Source organism: Paracoccus haematequi (assembly GCF_900631945.1).
Lineage (GTDB): Bacteria > Pseudomonadota > Alphaproteobacteria > Rhodobacterales > Rhodobacteraceae > Paracoccus > Paracoccus haematequi_A.
Window position 1 is genome coordinate 54,478 of the sequence record NZ_UZWE01000018.1, and the last position, 19,516, is coordinate 73,993.

General features: G+C 67.2%; 21 protein-coding genes and 2 tRNA genes. 6 read left to right on the top strand and 17 right to left on the bottom strand.

Going from position 1 to position 19,516, the window contains the following annotated elements:
- Positions 1-17: 17 nt before the first annotated feature.
- The 9 genes from PARHAE_RS02005 to PARHAE_RS02040 all read right to left on the bottom strand — a co-directional run bounded on the left by PARHAE_RS02005 (position 18) and on the right by PARHAE_RS02040 (position 6,759).
- On the bottom strand, positions 18-524 hold the full coding sequence (locus PARHAE_RS02005; protein WP_126152933.1) for a hypothetical protein: 507 nt from the start codon (positions 522-524) through the stop codon (positions 18-20).
- Positions 511-999 carry a molybdenum cofactor biosynthesis protein MoaE gene (locus PARHAE_RS02010; protein WP_126152934.1) on the bottom strand — a complete coding sequence of 163 codons (489 nt, stop codon included), beginning with the start codon at positions 997-999 and terminating at the stop codon, positions 511-513. The genes PARHAE_RS02005 and PARHAE_RS02010 overlap by 14 nt, the downstream gene beginning before the upstream one ends.
- A gap of 4 nt (positions 1,000-1,003) precedes the next feature.
- Positions 1,004-1,255, bottom strand: coding sequence for a molybdopterin converting factor subunit 1 (gene moaD, locus PARHAE_RS02015; protein ID WP_126152935.1), 252 nt, complete (start codon positions 1,253-1,255; stop codon positions 1,004-1,006).
- A complete protein-coding gene (gene pgsA, locus PARHAE_RS02020; RefSeq protein WP_126152936.1) occupies positions 1,245-1,880 on the bottom strand; it encodes a CDP-diacylglycerol--glycerol-3-phosphate 3-phosphatidyltransferase in 636 nt (211 codons plus the stop codon). The genes moaD and pgsA overlap by 11 nt, the downstream gene beginning before the upstream one ends.
- Positions 1,881-1,959: 79 nt before the next feature.
- A complete protein-coding gene (locus tag PARHAE_RS02025) occupies positions 1,960-2,337 on the bottom strand; it encodes a hypothetical protein (RefSeq protein WP_126152937.1) in 378 nt (125 codons plus the stop codon).
- 260 nt (positions 2,338-2,597) lie between these two features.
- Positions 2,598-4,460, bottom strand: coding sequence for an excinuclease ABC subunit UvrC (gene uvrC / locus PARHAE_RS02030; RefSeq protein WP_126152938.1), 1,863 nt, complete (start codon positions 4,458-4,460; stop codon positions 2,598-2,600).
- A gap of 287 nt (positions 4,461-4,747) precedes the next feature.
- Positions 4,748-4,879: a hypothetical protein gene (locus tag PARHAE_RS21850; RefSeq protein WP_277600626.1), complete on the bottom strand. Its 132-nt coding sequence runs from the start codon at positions 4,877-4,879 to the stop codon at positions 4,748-4,750.
- Entirely contained in the window at positions 4,876-5,685 is an 810-nt protein-coding gene (locus PARHAE_RS02035; protein WP_126153002.1) for a S49 family peptidase, read from the bottom strand. Before PARHAE_RS02035 ends, PARHAE_RS21850 begins: the two co-directional genes overlap by 4 nt.
- Positions 5,686-5,739: 54 nt before the next feature.
- Positions 5,740-6,759 carry a LacI family DNA-binding transcriptional regulator gene (locus tag PARHAE_RS02040; RefSeq protein ID WP_126152939.1) on the bottom strand — a complete coding sequence of 340 codons (1,020 nt, stop codon included), beginning with the start codon at positions 6,757-6,759 and terminating at the stop codon, positions 5,740-5,742.
- 100 nt (positions 6,760-6,859) lie between these two features.
- Here PARHAE_RS02040 and PARHAE_RS02045 point away from each other — a divergent pair.
- Positions 6,860-6,936, top strand: a tRNA-Arg gene (locus PARHAE_RS02045).
- A gap of 16 nt (positions 6,937-6,952) precedes the next feature.
- Here the strand turns inward: PARHAE_RS02045 and PARHAE_RS02050 are convergent.
- The 3 genes from PARHAE_RS02050 to PARHAE_RS02060 form a co-directional block, all read right to left on the bottom strand.
- On the bottom strand, positions 6,953-7,168 hold the full coding sequence (locus PARHAE_RS02050) for a hypothetical protein (RefSeq protein WP_126152940.1): 216 nt from the start codon (positions 7,166-7,168) through the stop codon (positions 6,953-6,955).
- Positions 7,165-8,040 (bottom strand): hypothetical protein, encoded by an 876-nt coding sequence (locus tag PARHAE_RS02055; protein WP_126152941.1) that lies wholly within the window; start codon positions 8,038-8,040, stop codon positions 7,165-7,167. The genes PARHAE_RS02050 and PARHAE_RS02055 overlap by 4 nt, the downstream gene beginning before the upstream one ends.
- 252 nt (positions 8,041-8,292) lie before the next feature.
- Positions 8,293-8,376, bottom strand: a tRNA-Tyr gene (locus tag PARHAE_RS02060).
- A gap of 123 nt (positions 8,377-8,499) precedes the next feature.
- On the opposite strand from PARHAE_RS02060, the gene rlmB reads away from it, so the two are divergent.
- From rlmB to PARHAE_RS02075, 3 genes are all read left to right on the top strand, one after another.
- The gene (rlmB, locus tag PARHAE_RS02065) at positions 8,500-9,303 is read left to right on the top strand and encodes a 23S rRNA (guanosine(2251)-2'-O)-methyltransferase RlmB (RefSeq protein ID WP_126152942.1); all 804 of its coding nucleotides are present in this window, start codon (positions 8,500-8,502) and stop codon (positions 9,301-9,303) included.
- Between the two features lie 93 nt (positions 9,304-9,396).
- A complete protein-coding gene (locus PARHAE_RS02070) occupies positions 9,397-9,801 on the top strand; it encodes a YHS domain-containing (seleno)protein (protein WP_126152943.1) in 405 nt (134 codons plus the stop codon).
- Positions 9,802-10,013: 212 nt separating this feature from the next.
- Positions 10,014-10,445: a CoA-binding protein gene (locus tag PARHAE_RS02075; protein WP_126152944.1), complete on the top strand. Its 432-nt coding sequence runs from the start codon at positions 10,014-10,016 to the stop codon at positions 10,443-10,445.
- A gap of 446 nt (positions 10,446-10,891) precedes the next feature.
- Here the strand turns inward: PARHAE_RS02075 and PARHAE_RS02080 are convergent, their stop codons facing one another.
- Both PARHAE_RS02080 and PARHAE_RS02085 read right to left on the bottom strand, forming a co-directional pair.
- Entirely contained in the window at positions 10,892-11,509 is a 618-nt protein-coding gene (locus PARHAE_RS02080) for an MlaC/ttg2D family ABC transporter substrate-binding protein (RefSeq protein ID WP_126152945.1), read from the bottom strand.
- The gene (locus PARHAE_RS02085; RefSeq protein WP_241232635.1) at positions 11,481-12,248 is read right to left on the bottom strand and encodes an MlaA family lipoprotein; all 768 of its coding nucleotides are present in this window, start codon (positions 12,246-12,248) and stop codon (positions 11,481-11,483) included. Before PARHAE_RS02085 ends, PARHAE_RS02080 begins: the two co-directional genes overlap by 29 nt.
- A 134-nt stretch (positions 12,249-12,382) precedes the next feature.
- Between PARHAE_RS02085 and PARHAE_RS02090 the strand changes: the two genes are divergently transcribed.
- Both PARHAE_RS02090 and PARHAE_RS02095 read left to right on the top strand, forming a co-directional pair.
- Positions 12,383-14,134: a type I secretion system permease/ATPase gene (locus tag PARHAE_RS02090; RefSeq protein ID WP_126152946.1), complete on the top strand. Its 1,752-nt coding sequence runs from the start codon at positions 12,383-12,385 to the stop codon at positions 14,132-14,134.
- Positions 14,131-15,633 (top strand): HlyD family type I secretion periplasmic adaptor subunit, encoded by a 1,503-nt coding sequence (locus tag PARHAE_RS02095; RefSeq protein ID WP_126152947.1) that lies wholly within the window; start codon positions 14,131-14,133, stop codon positions 15,631-15,633. The genes PARHAE_RS02090 and PARHAE_RS02095 overlap by 4 nt, the downstream gene beginning before the upstream one ends.
- Before the next feature lie 60 nt (positions 15,634-15,693).
- On the opposite strand, the gene rnr is transcribed toward PARHAE_RS02095, so the two are convergent.
- Genes rnr through dapE form a run of 3 tightly spaced genes read right to left on the bottom strand, consistent with a single transcriptional unit; the run spans position 15,694 to position 19,515 of the window.
- Entirely contained in the window at positions 15,694-17,952 is a 2,259-nt protein-coding gene (gene rnr / locus PARHAE_RS02100) for a ribonuclease R (protein WP_126152948.1), read from the bottom strand.
- A gap of 13 nt (positions 17,953-17,965) precedes the next feature.
- Positions 17,966-18,382 (bottom strand): GNAT family N-acetyltransferase, encoded by a 417-nt coding sequence (locus PARHAE_RS02105; RefSeq protein WP_126152949.1) that lies wholly within the window; start codon positions 18,380-18,382, stop codon positions 17,966-17,968.
- Positions 18,379-19,515, bottom strand: a complete 1,137-nt coding sequence (gene dapE, locus PARHAE_RS02110) for a succinyl-diaminopimelate desuccinylase (RefSeq protein WP_126152950.1) — start codon at positions 19,513-19,515, stop codon at positions 18,379-18,381. The genes PARHAE_RS02105 and dapE overlap by 4 nt, the downstream gene beginning before the upstream one ends.
- Position 19,516: the final 1 nt, after the last annotated feature.

Genomic DNA, 19,516 nt, shown 5'->3' on the forward strand with positions numbered 1-19,516 from the left:
GTCCAAGTCAACCCGCCTCAACCGGCCCTCCGCCAAACGGTGCGCACGGCATCCGGCTGGTCGGCCACATGGGCCAGGGCGGCGGAGACGGTGCCCATGTCCAGCCCCGGCAGGGCGGTGAAAGCATGGGCCAGGGCCTCGGCCCCCGCCGCGTCCACGGGGACCAGCAGCGCCTCGCCGCTGGCGCTGCGCAGCCGCCAGTGGCCGCGGCCCTTCAGGCGCAGCAGGCGGATCTCCACCAGGTCGCGCAGGGCGATCTCTCCTCCCAGGACGGCGGCGCCGTAATAGCGGATGGCGCCCTCGTCCACCTCGACCACGCCGGGCGCGGCGATCTGGCGGCGGAAGGGCAGCCTGCGGATGGCGCCGATCAGAAGGGACAGGCCGACCAGCAGGACAAGCCCGCCCAAGGCCGCGAAGAACCAGCCGCCGCGCAGGGCCAGCCACAGGCCCGCCAGCAGGACCGCGCCGGCCACAAGGGCCTCGGACTGGCGGGCGGTCCAGGCGCGCAGTTCAGGCCGGATCATCGGCTGGGGCCGGGAATGGGTATTTGGGCAAAGAAGAAGCCTGCCATCGCGACAGGGCGTCCTCGTCGCTGGATTTCGCCTCGACCCAGCGGGCGGCGCCGTCATGGCCGATTTCGCGCTTCCAGAAGGGGGCGCGGGATTTCAGCCAGTCCATCAGGTAATCGGCGGCCTGGAAGGCGGCGGCGCGGTGACGGGCGGCGGTGGCGACCATCATGATCGGCTCTCCGACCGCCAGCCGCCCGTGGCGGTGGAGGATGCGCCAATCGGTCAGGCCGAAGCGGGCGGCGGCCTGCGCGCCGTAATCCGACAGCGCGCGTTCGGTCATGGCGGGGTAATGCTCGATTTCCAGGGCGGCCATCTGGCCGGTGTCGTCGCGCACGATGCCGGTGAAGGTGACGACGGCCCCCGCGCCCGCGCCGAAGCCCGCCAGTTCGGCGGCCAGGTCGAAGGGGGCAGTCTGGACGCGGGCCGACATGGGATCAGCCGCCGGTCATGGGGGGGAAGAAGGCGACCTCTCGGGCGCCGGCCAGGGGGGCGTCCAGAGAGGCCAGCTGCTGGTCGACGGCGCAGCGCACGGCGGCGAGGTCGGAAAAGGCCGCCGCATGCCAGTCGTCGCGGGCGGCGAGATCCGCGATCAACTCGCGGACGGTGGCGGCGTCGGTCTCGATCCGTTCGCGCGGCTGGCCGATGCGTTCGCGCAGCCAGGCGAAATACAGCACGTCAAGCGTCATGGCCCGGCTCGCGCAGATAGGGGCGCGCCTTCACGAAATAGTCCCAGCCGGTCCAGGCCGTCAGGATCGCCGCGATCCAGATCAGCAGCAGCCCCACCTGCGTCGCCAGATCCGCCCAGGAGGACGAGAACCAGGGCAGATGCCCCTCGCCCACGCGGGGCGGGCGGCCGTGTTCGACATAGGCCAGCCCGGTCCCCAGGAACAGGACCGAGATCGCAACCATCTGCGTCGTGGTTTTCCACTTGGCCAGCTTCGTGACCTTCAGCAGGCGCGCATTGGCGCCCAGGAATTCGCGCAGTCCCGACACGAAGACCTCTCGGAACAGGATCAGCGTGGCGGGCAGGATCAGCCAGGGGTTCATGCCGGAATAGCCGGTGATGACGACGATGGCGATCACCACCATGGCCTTGTCGGCGATGGGATCCATGGCCGCGCCGAAGCGGCTTTCCTGCTGCCAGCTTCGCGCCAGATAGCCGTCGAACCAGTCGGTCACGGCGGCCAGCAGGAACAGCGCCAGCGCCGCCCAATCCGCGAAGGGGCGGCTGAAATACAGAAACATCAGCGGCACGGCAGGTGCCGCGATCAGCCGAAGCAGGGTCAGGATATTGGGGACGGTCCAGCGCATGAGCCGCAGGCTAGTCGTTGCCGCCGCGCTTTGGAAGGGGCGGCGCGCTGAAATGCGCCACCCCGGCCGGTCCCGCGGGTCAGCCCAGGGCGCCGGGATAAAGCTCGAACGGGCGGTCGGCGATGGTCAGGTGGACCGCCTTGATGCGCTGTTCGCCGAACCGGCGGGTGCGGCGACCGATGACCTGTACCGGATCGCCCGGCAACGCGGCGCTGTCGGTCAGGCCGATTTCGGTATTGCGCGCGCGGCCGGCCAGTTCGATCGTCCAGTTGCGGCCGTCCTGGTCGCGCACGCAGATCACCGGGTCGCTGCCCGAGATGTAGTTGTCCGTGACCACGGCCTCCAGCCGGGTCAGATGGGGTTTGAACTCGTCCCAGTCATCAGTGTCGAAGGACTTCGGCAGATCGAAAGCAGGGGTCCGTGAGTCGGCGATGCTGTGTTCTAGCACGCGGGGCATGAGGGCCTCCTTGGGTTGAGCAAGTCACAACCTTAGCGTGACCTTGGGTCAGCGCGGCGGTAGTTTCCTACCGTGCGGCAAGCTGCCCTTACTGTCGCTGCATCGCGCGAATAGCAGCGAATTTTTCAAGGCCTTGTTATGCCTTGGCAAAAAACATGACAGATCCATGTCACCGATCCGGTGTTCCACGGCAACACCAAACTTCAGGAAATCATTCTACAGGAATTTGGTGGTTATTTGCCGATTTCCGCGCTGCGGCATCAGCCCCTGGCGTTGAAATGGTCGTGGACCTTCTGCGCCATCGCGGCCGAGATTCCCTCGACCGCCTGCAAATCGGCCAGACCGGCGCGGCTGACGGCCTTGGCGCTGCCGAAATGGGCCAGCAGCGCGCGCTTGCGGGCCGCGCCGATGCCCGCGATCTCGTCCAGAGGGTTGGCCATCACGGACTTGGCGCGCTTGGCGCGGTGGGTGCCGATGGCCCAGCGATGCGCCTCGTCGCGAAGGCGCTGGATGAAATACAGCACCGGGTCGTTCATGCGCAGCGCAAAGGGCGGGCGGCCGGGGCGGTGGAATTCCTCTTTGCCCTGGTCGCGGTCGATGCCCTTGGCAACGCCGACGATGGGAATATCCTCGACCCCCAGTTCGGCCAGGATGCCATCGACCGCCGATACCTGCCCTGCCCCCCCGTCGATCAGCAGCAGGTCGGGCCAGGCGTCCGTCTGGCGGTCGGGAACCTCTTTCAGCAGGCGGGTGAAGCGGCGGGACAGAACCTCTTTCATCATGCCGAAATCGTCGCCCGGCGTGATCTCGGTGCCCTTGATGTTGAACTTGCGGTACTGGCTTTTGATGAAGCCCTCGGGTCCGGCGACGATCATGCCGCCCACGGCATTGGTGCCCATGATGTGGCTGTTGTCATAGACCTCGATCCGGCGGGGGGGCACGGGCAGGTCGAAGGCCGCGCCGACCCCGTCCAGCAGGCGCAGTTGCGTTGCGCTTTCGGACATGCGGCGGGCCAGGCTTTCGCGGGCGTTGCGCAGCGCGTTCTCCACAAGCTCGAACTTCTCGCCCCGTTGCGGCACGCCGATGACGATGCGGCGGGCGGCGCGTTCGGACAGAACCTGCTGGGTCAGGGCGGGTTCGTCGGGCGAATGCGACAGCAGGATCATCCGGGGCGGCGGCTTGTCGTCGTAGAATTGCAGCAGGAAGGCCTGCATCACCTCGGCCGGGGATTCGACGCCGCCCAGCCGGGGATAGAAGTCGCGGTTGCCCCAGCTTTGATTGCCGCGAATGAAGAAGACCTGCACGCAGGCCTGGCCGCTGTCCATGTGCAGGGCGACGATATCGGCCTCGGCCACGCGCTTGGGGTTGATGGCCTGGACCGATTGCACGGCGGTCAGCGCCTTGATCCGGTCGCGCAGGGCGGCGGCGCGTTCGTATTCCATGTTTTCCGCCGCCGCCGCCATGTCGCGGGCCAGGTTCGCCTGGATGACGGTAGTCTTGCCTTGCAGGAAGCGTTCCGCGTCCGATACGAGCGCGCCATAGTCCGCCTCGCTGATCCGGCCCACGCAGGGCGCGCTGCACCGCTTGATCTGGAACAGCAGGCAGGGCCGGGTGCGGGATTCGAAGGTGGCGTCGGTGCAGTTGCGCAGCAGGAACACCCGCTGCAACTGCGTCAGCGTCCGGTTCACCGCGCCCGCGCTGGCGAAGGGGCCGTAATAATCGCCCTTTTCCGACTTGGCGCCGCGATGCTTCTTGATCTGCGGAAAGGCATGGGACTTGGCCACCAGGATATTCGGAAACGACTTGTCGTCGCGCAAAAGCACGTTGTAGCGCGGCTTCAGCTGCTTGATGAGGTTCTGTTCCAGCAGCAGCGCCTCGGTCTCGGTGCGCGTGGTCAGGAACATCATTGAACAGGTTTCGCGGATCATCCGGGCGATCCGCGCCGAATGCCCCGAGGGCCGGGCATAGTTCGACACCCGCGCGCGCAGGTCGCGCGCCTTGCCGACATACAGCACCCCCCCCTGCGCATCCAGCATCCGATAGACACCGGGGCTGCGGTCCAGCTGGCGCAGATAGTCCTGGATCAGCGCGTGGCCGGTCTTGGGGGGGGTGCCTGGGGTCATGTCCGTCAACAAAGTGATTCCCGTCGCGGGCTGCAAGTTCCGGGGCGCGATTACAAGATCAAAGCTGTCCACCGCCGCTGTGGATAACTCTGTGAGAGTCCTGTGAGGCAGACCCGTCCGATCCAGCAATCGTTACAAAAGCGTGACTTTGCCCATGTTTTAGGCAGATTTTCAAGGGATTGTTTTCATTGTGAAAATTTATATCGCTGCGTTTCAGAAAGGAAACTTGCGCAGTTTCAGGCCCTTGCTTGCCGAATCTTGCCCCGACGGGGACAACCTGCCGCAGCCTAGCCGCGCGGGCCCCGGCGCGAGGGCGGGATTCCCAGAATGCGCGCGATGGCGCGGCGGAAGGCCGGGCCGCGCAGCAGCGCCAGACCGACCATCACCAGCAGGAACAGGATGACGACGCGGACGCTCATCCCCCCGCACCGAAGCGGGCGAAAGCGGCGCGTTCCTGGGCGGCGTCCAGGACGGTGCCTGCGGACAGGCCCAGCCTGCGGAACAGCGACTGGCGGGGGCTATGGACGACAAAGCGCGTCTTGTCGCCGTAAAGCGCCTTCATCTGCGGCACCAGATGGCCGATGCCGTCGGCAAGGCCCAGATCCACCGACTGCCGCCCGGCCCAGAATTCGCCGGTGAACAGGTCGCGGTCCGCCGCCAGCCGGTCCCCCCGGCGGGCTGTCACATGATCCTTGAAGGCCTGGTGGATCGGCTCCAGCACGTTGTGCAGGCGCTCCACATCCTCGGGGCGTTCGGGACGGAACGGGTCCAGCGTCGATTTCGACCGGCCCGCCGTATGCACCCGCCGCTCGATCCCCCAGCGGGCGATCAGATCCTGGAAGCCGAACCCGGCCGAAATCACCCCGATCGACCCCAGGATCGAGCTTTCGTCGGCCCAGATCCGGTCCCCCGCGCAGGCCAGCCAGTATCCGCCCGAGGCCGCCACATCTTCGACGAAAGCGTGGACGGGGGTTCCGGTCTCATCCGCCAGCCGCCGGATCCGCGCGGCGATCAGCGAGGATTGCACCGGCGATCCGCCGGGCGAATTGATCGACAGCGCCACGGCCGCGGGCTTGCCCTTGCGGAAGGCGCGCTCGATCACCGGGGCAAGCGCCGCATCGGACAGCGCGCCGCCGCGCCCCGCCATGCCGATGGCGCCGTGCAGGCGGATCACCGACACGCGGGGGCCTTTGTTCGTCAGACGGTCAAGAAAGGGAATACGCATGGCGGCAGACTTAATCATGCGCCTGCGCCATCACAAGCATCGCTGGCACAAGCGTCAGCCATGCCGGATCGTGTCGCCCGGCAGGAAGGTCGGCGTCAGCGCGACGATGCGATCCTCGGGGATGGCATCCTTGCCGGCGACCAGCCGCGCCGCCCGCCGGCCGATATCGACGCGCCGCGCGTCCGTGGTGGCCAGCCGCACCGGCAGCCCGTCCAGAAGATCGACGCCGTTGAACCCCGCCAACCCGATCCGGTTCGGGATGTCATAGCCCTTGTCCAGGCAATACAGCAGCCCCCCCGCCCCGATCATGTCGTTCGAGAAATACAGGAAATCCAGATCCGGCGCGCGGGTCAGGATCCGTTCCGTCAACTCGCGCCCCTTCAGCAGCGACGACCCGCCCTGGTAATATTCGCGCGCCTCCAGCGGCACGCCCGCCTCGGCCAGGCCTTCCTCGAACCCCGCCAGGCGTTTGCGGGCGCGGTGATCCTCGGGCATGTGGGTGCCCACAAAGCCGATCCGGCGATAGCCCGCGGCCAGGATCCGCGCCGCCATCTCGCGCCCCGCGCGGCGGTGGGAGATGCCGACGATGGTGTCGATCCCCTCGCCGTCCACATCCATGATCTCGACCACCGGGATGCCGGAATTGGCCAGCATCGCGCGCGAGGCCTTGCTGTGTTCCAGCCCCGCCAGGATCACCCCGGACGGACGCCAGGACAGCATGTCGTACAAAACCATCTCCTCTCGCGCGGGGGAATAGTTTGTGACGCCGATCACGGGTTGCAGGCCGGTGTCGTCCAGTTCGGCGGAAACCCCGCCCAGCACGTCGGGAAAGACCAGGTTCGACAGCGACGGGATCACCACCGCGACCAGGTTGACCCGCTGGCTTGCCAGCCCGCCCGCGATCTTGTTTGGGACATAACCCAGCGTCTTCGCCGCCGTCAGCACCTTTTCCCGCGTCGCCGCCGACACGTCGCCCCGGTTGCGCAGGACCCGGCTGACGGTCATCTCCGACACGCCCGAGGCTTCGGAAACGTCGCGCAGGGTCAGCGGACGGCGGGGTCGGGGAACATTCATCGGGCACCGGATGGATCAGGTCTTTGCCCGATGTTAGCGTCCGCCGAACCCCGCGACAACCTTGCCAAACCGCCCGCCAGCGGTCAAAAGGACCAAAGGCGGCCCCGTGGCTCAACTGGATAGAGCAGCCCCCTCCTAAGGGGCAGGTTACAGGTTCAAGTCCTGTCGGGGTCACCACAGACCGCCTTCGCGGTCAAATCCCCAGCATCCTTTGGAAGATCGTGCGATGCCGGTTCTTCAACTGGCTCAGCATCGCCAAGGCCGTCTCGGGCTTCAACTCGCCGCGCTCCTCGCGTTCGCGGATGATGCGCGCCTCGTCCATCAGTGTTCTCAGCCGCAGGGATTGCGGGCTGTGACGAGGCACGACACGATCAGGCTGACCGGGATGGGCCTTGGGAAGTGCCGTCACGGATGGACCTCCTGCATCAGCTTCTTCAGGCGCGCGATGATGCTTTCGCATTCAACCGCCAGAACGTTTGCTCGGTTCCCATAGAACTCGTAGGGCCGGGTGCTGTCAATCGACAGATAGCCCAGGGGAATCAGCCCGTCCCGCCGGGCCGTGCAGATCGGCACGATGAAGAAGGACCGATAGGGCGTCTTCGATCCCGTCGGACTGCGGAACGCCTCGGCGCCGAAGGCCCGGATGTCATAGACGGCGCGCGGATCGTCCCCGGCCATGCAGGCATGGTGGCCGATCACGAAGCGGCCCGAAAAGGTCACGCCCATCTTCCGAAGGCTTCCGGCGTTGCGTTCGTCTATCCGAAGCATTGCGGGCTGGCCGGGAACGTAGCGGGCCAGCGATACGCCGATCTCGCCTCGGGCGGCGTTGGTCAGGCTGCGGACATAAACCTCGATGATGCTGAGGCAGGCATTCCGGGCGGCGGGGCGGTTCGCCGCGATGATCGCGTCGTCGCCGCACAGCCGCAGCAACTCGCAGGAGCGCATCATCAGTTCCTCGGCCGCGGTGCCGTCGTTGTGCTTCAGCGACAGCAGGGTCTGGACAAAATCGACCGTGACCGCGACGGCGAAGATCATCCCTGACCACAGCATCGCCGACGGGAATGTCAGCGCGGCATTGGCCCGGACATGGTAGGCCAGCAGGGGCGTGGCCGCCGGAACCAAAGCCTTGACCGCCATCACCAGCACCGGCCGCGCGCGGATGTTCTTGTTCCAGATCCGCTTGTAGTAATTCGCCGCAAGCCACCACCGGACGCGCAAGAACCAGGAAGGGGTGCCGGCCAGCCAAGCTTCCACAGCCTTGTCAAACGTCTGCTCAGACACTGAATCCTTTCCTTATGTTCGCTAAATGTTCTCATTTTAGCGACAGGCAATCGTCCTGCGCAAGCAGGAACGCAGCCGCAAGGTTGGATGGCTGCGCTTCCGGGCTGGATGAAGGCGCCGCGGGATCGGCCAGCGGAAGTAAAAGACCCCGTGTCGGGACCGGCTCAAATAGGCCGCGAGGCGCATCCTTGTGGCTCACTAATGGGGCGCACCAGATGAAGCCAGCACTCAAGCACTTGATATGGGGGGAAATGGTGGGCGACCCTGGAATCGAACCAGGCATGGGTCTCCCCGGCGGAGTTACAGTCCGCTGCCGCACCTTGCAGCACGTCGCCCGCCGAGCCATCGGCGTGGGGGGTCATTAACGGCCAGGGCGCGAGGCGTCAAGCGGATTTCCGGGCCTTGCGTCCGGGCCGCGGGACGCGCGATGAAGGGGGCCAGCGACAAAGGATCCAGCGCATGACCGAGCGACCGGGCAAGCCCAAGAAACCCGCCTGGGTGATCGACAAGGAACGCGCCCGCCGCGCCGGGGCCGCGGAAACCGTGTGGCTGTTCGGCCTGCACGCCGTGCGCGACGCGCTTGCCAATCCGGCGCGGGAAAAGCTGCGGCTGGTCGCAACCCCGAACGCCGTGGACCGGCTGGGCGACCTGCATGGCATCGACCCCGAAATCACCGATCCCCGCGTCTTCGGCAAGGCGGTGCCGCTGGCGCCCGACAGCGTCCACCAGGGCGCCGCCCTGGAGGTGAAGCCGCTGAAATGGGGCGGTCTCAGCGATGTGGTGCTGCGGCAGGCGCCGGGCGAACGGCGGCCGCTGCTGGTCGCGCTGGATCGCGTGACCGACCCGCACAACATCGGCGCCATCCTGCGGTCGGCCGAGGTATTCGGCGCCCGCGCCGTCATCGCCCCCGCCCGGCATTCCGCGCCTGAAACCGGCGCCCTGGCCAAGACCGCCTCGGGCGCGTTGGAGCGCCAGCCCTATCTGCGCGTCCCCAACCTGGCCGAGGCGCTGTCGCAGCTGAAGGGCATGGGCTTCACGCTGGTCGGTCTGGACGGGACCGGCGACCAGCCCCTGCCCGACCTGCTGGCCACCCTGCACGGCCGCGCCCTGTGCCTGGTTCTGGGCGCCGAAGGTCCGGGGATGCGCGAGCTGACGCTGAAAAGCTGCGATCATGTCGCGCGGATTCCCTTTGCCGCCGATTTCGGGTCTCTGAACGTCTCGAACGCGGCGGCCGTGGGGCTGTATGCGGCCAGCATGGCATAGGATCACATCCCTGCGACAATCGGCGCGGCGGCGTTGAGAATCGGGTGCGGTGCTGCCAATGAGGCATCCTGCCGTCATAAAACCGCGCGATCCATGAAAACGCTGCTTCTTTCGCTGATCCTGACCTTGGCCCCCGTCCTGCCGGCGATCGCCCAGGACTGGGCCATCGACGGGCTGGATGCGGTAGGCTTCCTGGAAAGCGGCCGCCCGGTCCCCGGACGGGGCGACATTTCGACGCTGTGGAAAGGCCAGGTCTGGCATTTCGCGTCCGAGGAGAACCGCAGCCGGTTCGAAGCCGATCCGCGCAGCTTTGCCCCCGCCTTCGGCGGCCTTTGCCCCGTCGCCCTGGCCGAAGGACGGCAGGTCGCGGGCGATCCCCGCCATTTCCTGATCATCGGCAACCGGCTCTATCTGGTGGGTTCCGGCAGGGCGGCCCGCAAGTTGCAGCAGGCGCCCCGCGACATTCTGGCGCGCGCTCAGGAACGCTGGGACCAGTAAAGCCATCCAGCCGATTGTCCATCACGAATTCGCGATATGGCTGGAACTTTTGGGGGGTGTTGCCCATTTACCATCTGGAACATGACCCCGGAACCGTCATGTTCAGATCACTGTCCCTCGTTCCGCGACTTGCGCCCGGCCAGAATTCTGGACCGGGCGCCTTTTCTATGTAATGGTGCCTACAACTTTTAGACGAGGAGGGGAGACCCGTCATGGAAGTCGATTTCAAGGACGACGAAGATATTGCCCGGATTGCCCGTGGCGTGAAGGTCATAGCGGTTGTGGGCCTGTCGCCGAACGAGGCGCGGCCCAGCTGGGGCGTGGCGCGCTACCTGCAAGCGAACGGCTATCGCGTCATCCCGGTCAATCCCGGCCAGGCAGGCGGCAAGATTCTGGGAGAGACCGTCTATGCCCGCCTGTCGGACATTCCGCCGATGATTCCCGTGCAGATGGTTGACATCTTCCGCAAATCCGAGGCGGTCGGTCCCATCGTGGACGAAGCCCTGGCCCATCTTCCCCACCTGAATTCGATCTGGCTGCAACTGGGCATCCGCAACGACGCGGCCCCGTCGCGGGCCGAGGCGCGGGGGATCACCGTGATCCAGGACCGCTGCCCCAAGATCGAATTCCCGCGTCATCTGTAGGACGCGGAACAAGGCCCCGGCGATGCGCTGACGCCTTCTGCGCTGTAGAGCACGGATTCTTCCGAAAGTTCGTTAGTCAATCGAATGAAGGCGACGCAAGCGCGTCGCCCTTTCCCTGTATCGACCAACGGAACCTCTGCATGCTGCCGGTCGAAACCTCTCGCCATGATGCGCGCTTGCAGGCCGGGATCGTGCCCTTCCACTGCCGGGCATTCGCCGGGAAGGATGATGGCATCGGCCCTTCGAGGTGCGATGGCATCATGGCAGCAGACCGGAAGCCCATAGCTCGACCCGTGGGCCGGGAAAACAGGGCAGGCTTGCTCATGAGGCTAACCCGACCCGCCGACTTACAAACAGGTATCCCTGAACCGATGGCACAGTGCAACAAGACCGCTCAACGGTCACGTCTGCATCCCGGAATGAAACTATAGGTTCCCAGACCCTCTCTATCCCGCCGCCTGCAAATCCCCCGTCAGCGCCGCCAGATCCCCCCGCCGGGCGGTCAGCATCGCGGCGATCTCGGCGCGTTCGCTGGCCAGCATGTTCACGCCCTCGATGATGATGTTGAAGAACCTGTCCTGGCCGGACTTGTTCGACACATGCCATTCGACCTCCATCGGCGCGCGGCCGTTCAGATAGGCGACCGAGGTCACGGCGAAGAAGCTTTTCAGCGGCCGGGCGCCCGTCACCTCGATCTTCGATCCGATGAACTCGCGGAACCGCTTGCCGTATTTGCGGCCGATATAGCCCTGGAAAGCTTGGGTATAGGCAGCCAGGGCGCGCGGGTCGGCCTGCCGCGCGGCGGGTCCGAGCGCGGAACGCGCGATCACCGGCACATCGGCATAGCGCACGAAGATCGTCTCGAACTCGCGATACATCTGCGCGGGCGGGCGGCCGGAATTGATGACCTGGTAGACCTCGCCCAAGGCGGTGTCGATCAGCGACCGGGCTTGGTCCGCGTCCAGCGCCCAGCCACGCAAGGGCATCAGCGAGGCCGCCGACGCGCCAGCGAACAGCGCCAGGACGCCGCGGCGGTTACGGGTCGTAAGGGTCGATGACGTCATCTGCGGCGGCGTCGGCATAGGGGTCAATCTCGGTCCCTCCCTGGTTCAATTCGTGGCGGCGGTGCATCAGATAGATCAGCCGCAGTTGCGCATAGCTATCCGCACTGTCTTGCAGAACGCTATCCACCGTGTCCCCGAATCGCGCCCGATCACCGGCTTTTGACGCCGCGCGTAGGCCAAATGCCGCCCATGCCGCATCCCGGTGCAGCAGGTGATAGACAGGGTCGATCAGCAGATCCACGACCTTGCCCGCCGCGTCCCGCTGGGTCGAGGGGCCAAGGACCGGCAGTTCCAGATAGGCGCCTTCAGGGACGCCCCAGACCGCCAGCGTCTCGCCGAAATCGGTGTCGACCTCGGGCAGCCCGAAATCGGTTCCTGCGGGATCCAGCAGACCGCCCATTCCCAGCGTCGTGTTGACGGCAAAGCGGAAAAAATTCCGGATCGCGGGTTCGGGACGCCCTTGCAGCAGGCTGTTGACGACCTTGCCCGGCAGCGACAGGTTCGCCCCCGCGTTGATCACCAGGTCCATGGCCCCCGGTTCGCCTGCCTCATTCCCGCCCGCCGAGACCCGCCTGGCCACCGGCGCAACCACGCGCTGATCAAAGCCCTTGTTGAAGGCATGGATGCGCCGGTTGCCCGATTCAAACGGGTCGTTGACGCGAATGCCGTCCTGCATCACAGGTTCCGACGTGCAGCCCGCCAGAATCACGCCCAGGGCCAGCGGAACGACAAGGGACAAGGGACGAAGCAAAGGATCTCCTAACCTTTTCGGGATAACACAGAGTCAAGACCGCGATCAGCGATCCTCGAATACTGGCGCACGGGGCCTGCGGCAAGGCGGCACCGATGGCCGAAGATGAAGGATGAACGGAAATGAGCAAGTCGCCCGCTTTCCAGGACGGCGCCAAGGAATTACGCAAGGCACGCGCCGCGGGGCTGCCCCTGTTCGCGGCCGTCGCGCTGTTTTCAGCGGTCGTGAACCTGCTGATGCTGACCGGACCGCTGTTCATGTTGCAGGTCTATGACCGGGTTCTGGCATCGCGGTCGGTCGAAACGCTGACCGCGCTGTTCGTGCTGGTGGTGTTCCTGTTCGTGCTGATGGGCTTCGTGGACTTCATCCGCAGCCGGGTGATGCAGCGGATCGCCGCCCGCTTTCAGGACCGGATGGAGGGACGGGTCTTCACCGCCGCGCTGCGCGAAGGCGCGATCTCGGGCGACGAATCGGCGGCGGCGGCCAGCGGGATGCGCGATCTCGATTCGGTCCAGCGGCTGATCGCCTCGCCGGTGCTGCTGGCGGTCTTCGACCTGCCCTGGGCGCCGCTGTTCCTGGCGGCGGTCTATATCTTCCACCCGCTGCTGGGGGTCGTGGCGACCATCGGCGGGGCGATCCTGGTGGTCTGCACCCTGGCCAACCGGACGCTGACCAAGACGCCATTGCAGCAATCCAACATCGCGTCCGCCCAGGCGCAGCGCATGGCGGATCTGTACCGGGACGAGGGCGAGGTGATCGGCGCCCTGGGAATGCGCAGCGCCACCTATGCCCGGTGGCGCAAGGCGCGGGCCGAGGCGCAGGAACAGGCGGTGCGCGGCGCCGACCTGTCGTCGGGCTTCACGGTCTTCTCGAAAAGCTTCCGGCTGTTCCTGCAAAGCGCGATGCTTGCGGCGGGCGCCTGGCTGGTGCTGCAACAGGCGGTGACGCCCGGTGCGATGATCGCCAGTTCGATCATGATGGGCCGGGCGCTCGCCCCGGTCGAACAACTGGTCGGCGGCTGGCCGATGGTGCAGGCGGCCCAGGACGCCTGGGAACGGCTGGCCCGGCTGCTGTCTCGCCAGCCCGCGCAGACGGCCCATACCCCCCTGCCCCGCCCCGAGGCGGTGCTGGAGGTGCGGCAGCTTTCGGTGGCGCCTCCGGGCCAGAATGTCGCGATCGTGCGCGGCGTGTCCTTCGCGGTGGCGCCGGGCCAGGCGCTTGGCGTGATCGGGCCGTCGGGCGCGGGGAAATCGACCCTGGCCCGCGCGCTGATCGGCGCCTGGCCGGTCGGCGCGGGTTCGATCCGGCTGGGCGGCGCGACGCTGGACCAGTACGATCCCGACGTTCTGGGCAACATGATCGGCTATCTGCCGCAGCAGGTGACGCTGTTCGACGGCACCATCGCGGAAAACATCGCCCGGCTGTCGCCCGACATGGATCCCGCCCGCGTGGTGCGCGCGGCCCAGGCGGCAGCGGCGCATCAGATGATCCTGGATCTGCCGCAGGGCTATGACACGCGCATCAGCCAGGCCACCGGCCGCCTGTCTGGCGGACAGATCCAGCGCGTCGGGCTGGCCCGCGCGCTGTATCCCGACCCGGTGATGCTGGTCCTGGACGAGCCGAACTCGAACCTCGACAACGAGGGGTCGATGGCGCTGAACGCGGCGATCCGCCGGATCAAGGCGCAGAACGGCTGCGTCATCATCATGGCCCACCGGCCCGCCGCGATCAACGAATGCGACCTGCTTCTGGTCATGGAACAGGGCATCCGCCGGGCCTTCGGGCCGCGCGACCAAGTATTGCAGGAAATGGTGCAGAATTCCGCGCAGATCATGAAATCGCAGGAAACCGGACGCGCAGGGGGCGTGGCATGAGCGACGAGACCAACAAGCCCGGCGGCCAGAACCCCGCCCCCCGCCCCTCGGGGATCCAGACGGGGATCCTGTCCAGCCGCATCGCCCCGCCGGTCGATGCGCCGATCCCCGGTCCCGCGCCCCGGCAGGCCGCGCCCGCGCAGCCGCTTCCCCCGGTCGAACCGCCCTCGCCACCGGCGCCGCCCCGGCCCATCGCGCCGCCCGACCCGTCCCGCTGGTCGGTGCGCGGCGCCTTGCTGACCGGCTTGATCTCGATCGCGGTGCTGCTGGGCGGCTTTACCGCCTGGGCGATGCAAAGCCGCATCGCGGGGGCAGTGGTGGCCCATGGCCAGGTCGAGGTCGAACAGCAGCGCCAGGTCGTCCAGCACCCCGACGGCGGCGTGGTCGAGGAAATCCTGGTCAAGGACGGCCAGACGGTCGAGGCGGGCCAGCCGCTGATCCGCCTGGACGGCAGCCTGCTGCGCACCGAACATGCCATCGTCGAGGGCCAGTATTTCGAGATCCTGGCCCGCCGCGGCCGGCTCGAGGCGGAACGCGGCGACGCCGAAACGATGCAGATCCCCGACGAATTGCGGGCGGCAGCCGAAGGCAATGCCGATCTGCAAGACCTGATCGCCGGTCAGCGCAGCCTGTTCGAAACCCGCCGCGACACCCTGCGCCAGTCGATCGAGCAGTTGGAGAAACAGTCCGAACAGGTCCGCCAGCAGGTCGACGGCATCGACGCGCAGATCGTGGCGCTGGACCGGCAGCGCGAACTGATCGGCGAGGAGCTGGAGGACCAGCAGTCCCTGCTGGATCGCGGCCTGGCCCAAGCCTCTCGCGTGCTGGCCCTGGAGCGCGAGGCCGCCAGCCTGGACGGGCAGCTGGGCGAGTTGAAGGCCAGCCGGGCCTCGGCCGAGACGCGCCAGACCGAGCTGGACATCCAGCGGCTGCGCCTGGGCGCCGAACGCCGCGAGGAGGCCGAGACCGAGTTGCGCGACCTGGGCTATCGCGAACTGGAACTGGCCGAACGCCGCCGGGGCCTGACGGAACAGATCAACCGTCTGGACATCCGCGCGCCGGCGGCGGGCGTGATCTACAACCTCATGGTGACGACGCCCCGCTCGGTCATCCGTCCCGCCGATCCGGTGCTGTATGTCATCCCGCAGGACCGCCCGCTGGTGGTCAGCGCGCGCCTGGCCACGATCAACGTGGACGAGGTGCAGGTGGGCCAGCCGGTGGTGCTGCGATTCTCGGCCTTCTCATCGCGCACGACGCCGGAAATCGACGGTGTGCTGGGCCGCGTGTCCGCCGATGCGCTGATCGACGAGACGACGCGCCAGCCCTATTACCGGGCCGAGGTGACGATCCCCGCCGACCAGTTGGCCAAGCTGGGCGATCTGGCGCTGATCCCCGGCATGCCGGTCGAGGTCTATATCCAGACCGGCGAGCGCAGCCCGATGGCCTATCTGGTGAAGCCGCTGGCGGACTACTTCAACCGGGCGTTCCGGGAAAGCTGAGGCCGTGGGGGCTTCGCGCCCCCACGCCCCTGCTGGACATGTCAATAAAGAAGGGTGGGGCTATTTCTTCCGCCGCCGCTTGGTCGCGCGCTTGATCTCGGCCAGGCGCGACTTGGTGGACATCGGCCGGGGGCTGCGGCCGCGCCTGCCCTTTTGCGGACCGCGCGGAAGCGGCTGGCCGTCCAGTTCCAGCAGATCCAGGGTCAGCCCGCCGGTCATCGGGATCGCCTCGGCCAGGCGCACGGTGACGCGCTGACCGATGCCGATTTCCAGGCCGGTATCGCTGCCGACCAGCATCTGCGCATCGGGATCGAAGTGGAAATACTCTTGCCCGATGGCGCGGATCGGCAGCAACCCGTCGGCGCCGGTCTCGTCCAGCTTGACGAAGGCGCCGAATTTCTGGACGCCGCTGATCCGGCCCGTCATCTCGGTTCCCACGCGATCGGCCAGGAACGCCGCCAGATAGCGGTCGGTGGTGTCGCGTTCGGCGGCCATGCTGCGGCGCTCGGTCTCGCTGATATGGGTCGCGGTTTCGGACAGCCGCTCCAGGTCCTGGGGCGACAAACCGTCGCCGCCCTTGCTACCGCCGCCCCAGCCATGCCCCGAAATCAGCGCGCGATGCACGATCAGGTCGGAATAGCGCCGGATGGGCGAGGTGAAATGCGCATAGCTTTTCAACGCCAGCCCGAAATGACCGAAGTTTTCCGGGTGGTAGTAAGCCTGCGTCATCGACCGCAGGGTGCTGATGTTGATCAGTTCGTCGAAATCGGTGCCCTCGGACTGGGCCAGCAGGCGGTTCAGGTGGCTGGTATGCAGAACCTGCCCCTTGGCCAGCGTGAAGCCCGAGGCTTGGGCGACCTCTCGCAGCGCGTCGATCTTGGCGAGGCTGGGTTCCTCGTGGACGCGGAACAAGAGGGGACGCTGGCGGCGGGTCAGTTCCTCGGCGGCGGCGACATTGGCCAGCACCATGAATTCCTCGATCAGCTTGTGGGCGTCGAAGCGTTCGCGGAAATTAACGGATTTGACGCGGCCGTCCGGGGTCAGTTCGATCCGGCGTTCCGGCAGGTCCAGATCCAGCGGCTGGCGGCGGGCGCGGGCTTCCTTCAGCAGGCCATAGGCGTGCCACAGCGGGCGGATCACGCTGTCCATCAGCGGTTCCGTCTGCGCATCCGGCTTGCCGTCCGCCGCCGCCTGCGCCTGCTCATAGGACAGAGAGGCGCGGCTGTTCATCATGCCGCGATGGAAGTTGTGGCCGATCTTGTTGCCCTGCGCGTCCAGCCGCATCCTGACGGCGATCACCGGGCGGTCCACGCCTTCGTGCAACGAACACAGGTCCGCCGACAGCGCCTCGGGCAGCATCGGCACCACGCGGTCGGGGAAATAGGTCGAATTGCCGCGCAGCCAGGCCTCTCGGTCCAGGGCGGAACCGGGGGTGACGTAATGGGCCACGTCGGCGATGGCGACCCAGATGGTGGCGCCGCCGTCTTCCTCGACAAAGGCCGCCACGGCGTCGTCATGGTCGCGCGCGTCCGAGGGGTCGATCGTGACAAGGGGCAGGTCGCGCAAGTCCTCGCGGCCCTTCATGGTGGCGGGTTTCGCGCCCTCGGCCTCGGCGATCACGGCGTCGGGGAAATCGTCGGGGATGCCGTGCTGGTGGATGGCGATCAGGCTGACCGCGCGCGGCGCGGAGGGATCGCCCAGCCGGTCGATGATCCGCGCCATGGGCAGGCCCAGCCGGCCCTTGGGCCCGGCCTGTTCGGCCTGCACCAGTTCGCCGTTCTGCGCGCCCAGGGTGGCGTCGGGGCGGACGCGCCATTCGCGGTCCTGGCCCTTGTCGATGGGGACGATGCGGCCGCCCTCGGCTTCCTTGCGGAAAATTCCGGTGATGCGATGAGGCGCGGCGGTGATGCGGCGGATCAGGCGCGCCTGATACTGGTAATCCTCGCCCTGCACCTCGACCAGGCGGCCCAGGAAGCGGTCGCCCCGGCCAAGCGCGGGGTCGCTGTCGCGGGGGACATAGTGGATGCGCGGCATCGGCCCGTCGCCATGCCATTCCAGCGGTCGCGCGAACAGGTCGCCCGACCCGTCCGGCGGCAGCAGTTCCAGCACCGTGACGGGCGGCAGACGCTCGGCGTCCAGATAGTGGCGGCGGCGGCGTTCCAGATGCCCCTCGCCCTCAAGCTCTTTCAGCAGGCGCTTCAGTTCGATCCGTTCGGCGCCCTTGATGCCGAAGGCCTTGGCGATGTCGCGCTTGGAATTGGCGTCGGGATGGTCCGCGACCCATTCCATGATCTGTTCCTTGCTGGGAATCTGGGCCATCTTGCGGTCCCCCTTACAGATCGCGGATCATGTCACGATGCGGGATCCCCGCGTCGTCGTAAACCGGGCCGAACGCGGTAAAGCCCAGCTTTTCGTAAAAGCCCAGGGCGTGGGTCTGCGCACCCAGCTTGGCGCGGGTAATGCCCGGCCGGTCCCGCAGCGCGTCGAGCGCGGCCCGGATCAGCGCCGCGCCCAGCCCGGTGCCGCGCGCCTGCGCCACCACGCAGACCCGGCCGATCTTGCCGGTGTCGCCTTGCAGCAGGATCCGCGCGGTGCCGACCGGGCGGCCGTCCCGGCGGGCCAGCAGGTGAATGGCGCCCGCGTCCTTGTCGTCCAGTTCCTCGGCCTCGGACACGCCCTGTTCTTCGATGAACACGGCGCGGCGCAGGGCGTGGCAGGCGGCAAGGTCGTCGGTCTGTTCGATCTTCATTCGAAATATTTTTCCAGAATCCGCTGGTAGATGGTTTTCAACTGCTGGACCTGTGCCACCGGCACGCGTTCGTCCACCTGGTGCATATAGGCGCCGACCAGGCCGAATTCGACCACCGGACAGTGGTTCTTGATGAAGCGCGCGTCGGACGTGCCGCCGGTGGTGGACAGGACCGGCTGGCGGTTGGTTTCCTGCGTGACCACGCTGCGGACCAGATCGACGAAAGGGCCGGGCGCGGTCAGGAACGCCTCGCCCGTCACCTGCGTGGCAATGGTCAGCGACACGCCGGTCGCCTGCGCCACGCGGGCGGCGCGGGCGGCCAGGTCGGCTTCCAGGCTGGCGGCGATGTGCAGGTCGTTGAAGCGGATGTTGACCACCGCCCGCGCCGTTTCCGGGATCACGTTGGACGCCGGATTGCCGCAGTCGATGCTGGTGATCTGCAAGCCGGTCGGATCGAAATGCTCGGTCCCCTGGTCCAGAGGCGCGGCGATCAGGTCATTGAGGTAAGCCGTTAGCGCGTGCAGCGGGTTCCGGGCCTTGTGGGGATAGGCGGCGTGACCCTGCACCCCCTTGGCAGTGACGGTGAAGGTGACGGAACCGCGCCGTCCGATCTTCATCATCTCGCCCATGATCTCGGGGTTCGAGGGTTCGCCGACGATGCAGGCGTCCATGCGTTCGCCATGGGCCTCCATCCAGTCCAGGATCGCGGTGGTGCCGTCGCGGGACGGGCCTTCCTCGTCCCCGGTGATGGTCAGGATCACGGCGCCGTCGGGCGGCGTTTCGCGCACGAAGTCGATGGCGGCGGCGACGAAGGCCGCGACGCCGGATTTCATGTCGGTCGCGCCCCGCCCCCAGATCACGCCGTCCTCGACATGGCCGCTGAAGGGGGGATGGGTCCAGGATCCCAGGTCGCCGGGCGGGACGACATCGGTATGGCCGTTGAAGCCGAAGCTGCGCGCGCCCTTGGCGCCCCAGCGGGCGAACAGGTTGGGGGTGCCGTTGCGGTCGACGCGGCGAACCTCGAACCCCGCCTGGGCCAGCAGGTCTTCCAGCAGGACCAGGGCGCCGCCTTCATTCGGCGTGACAGAGGGGCAGCGGATCAGGCGGGCGGTCAGGTCGGCGGCGTCGATCATC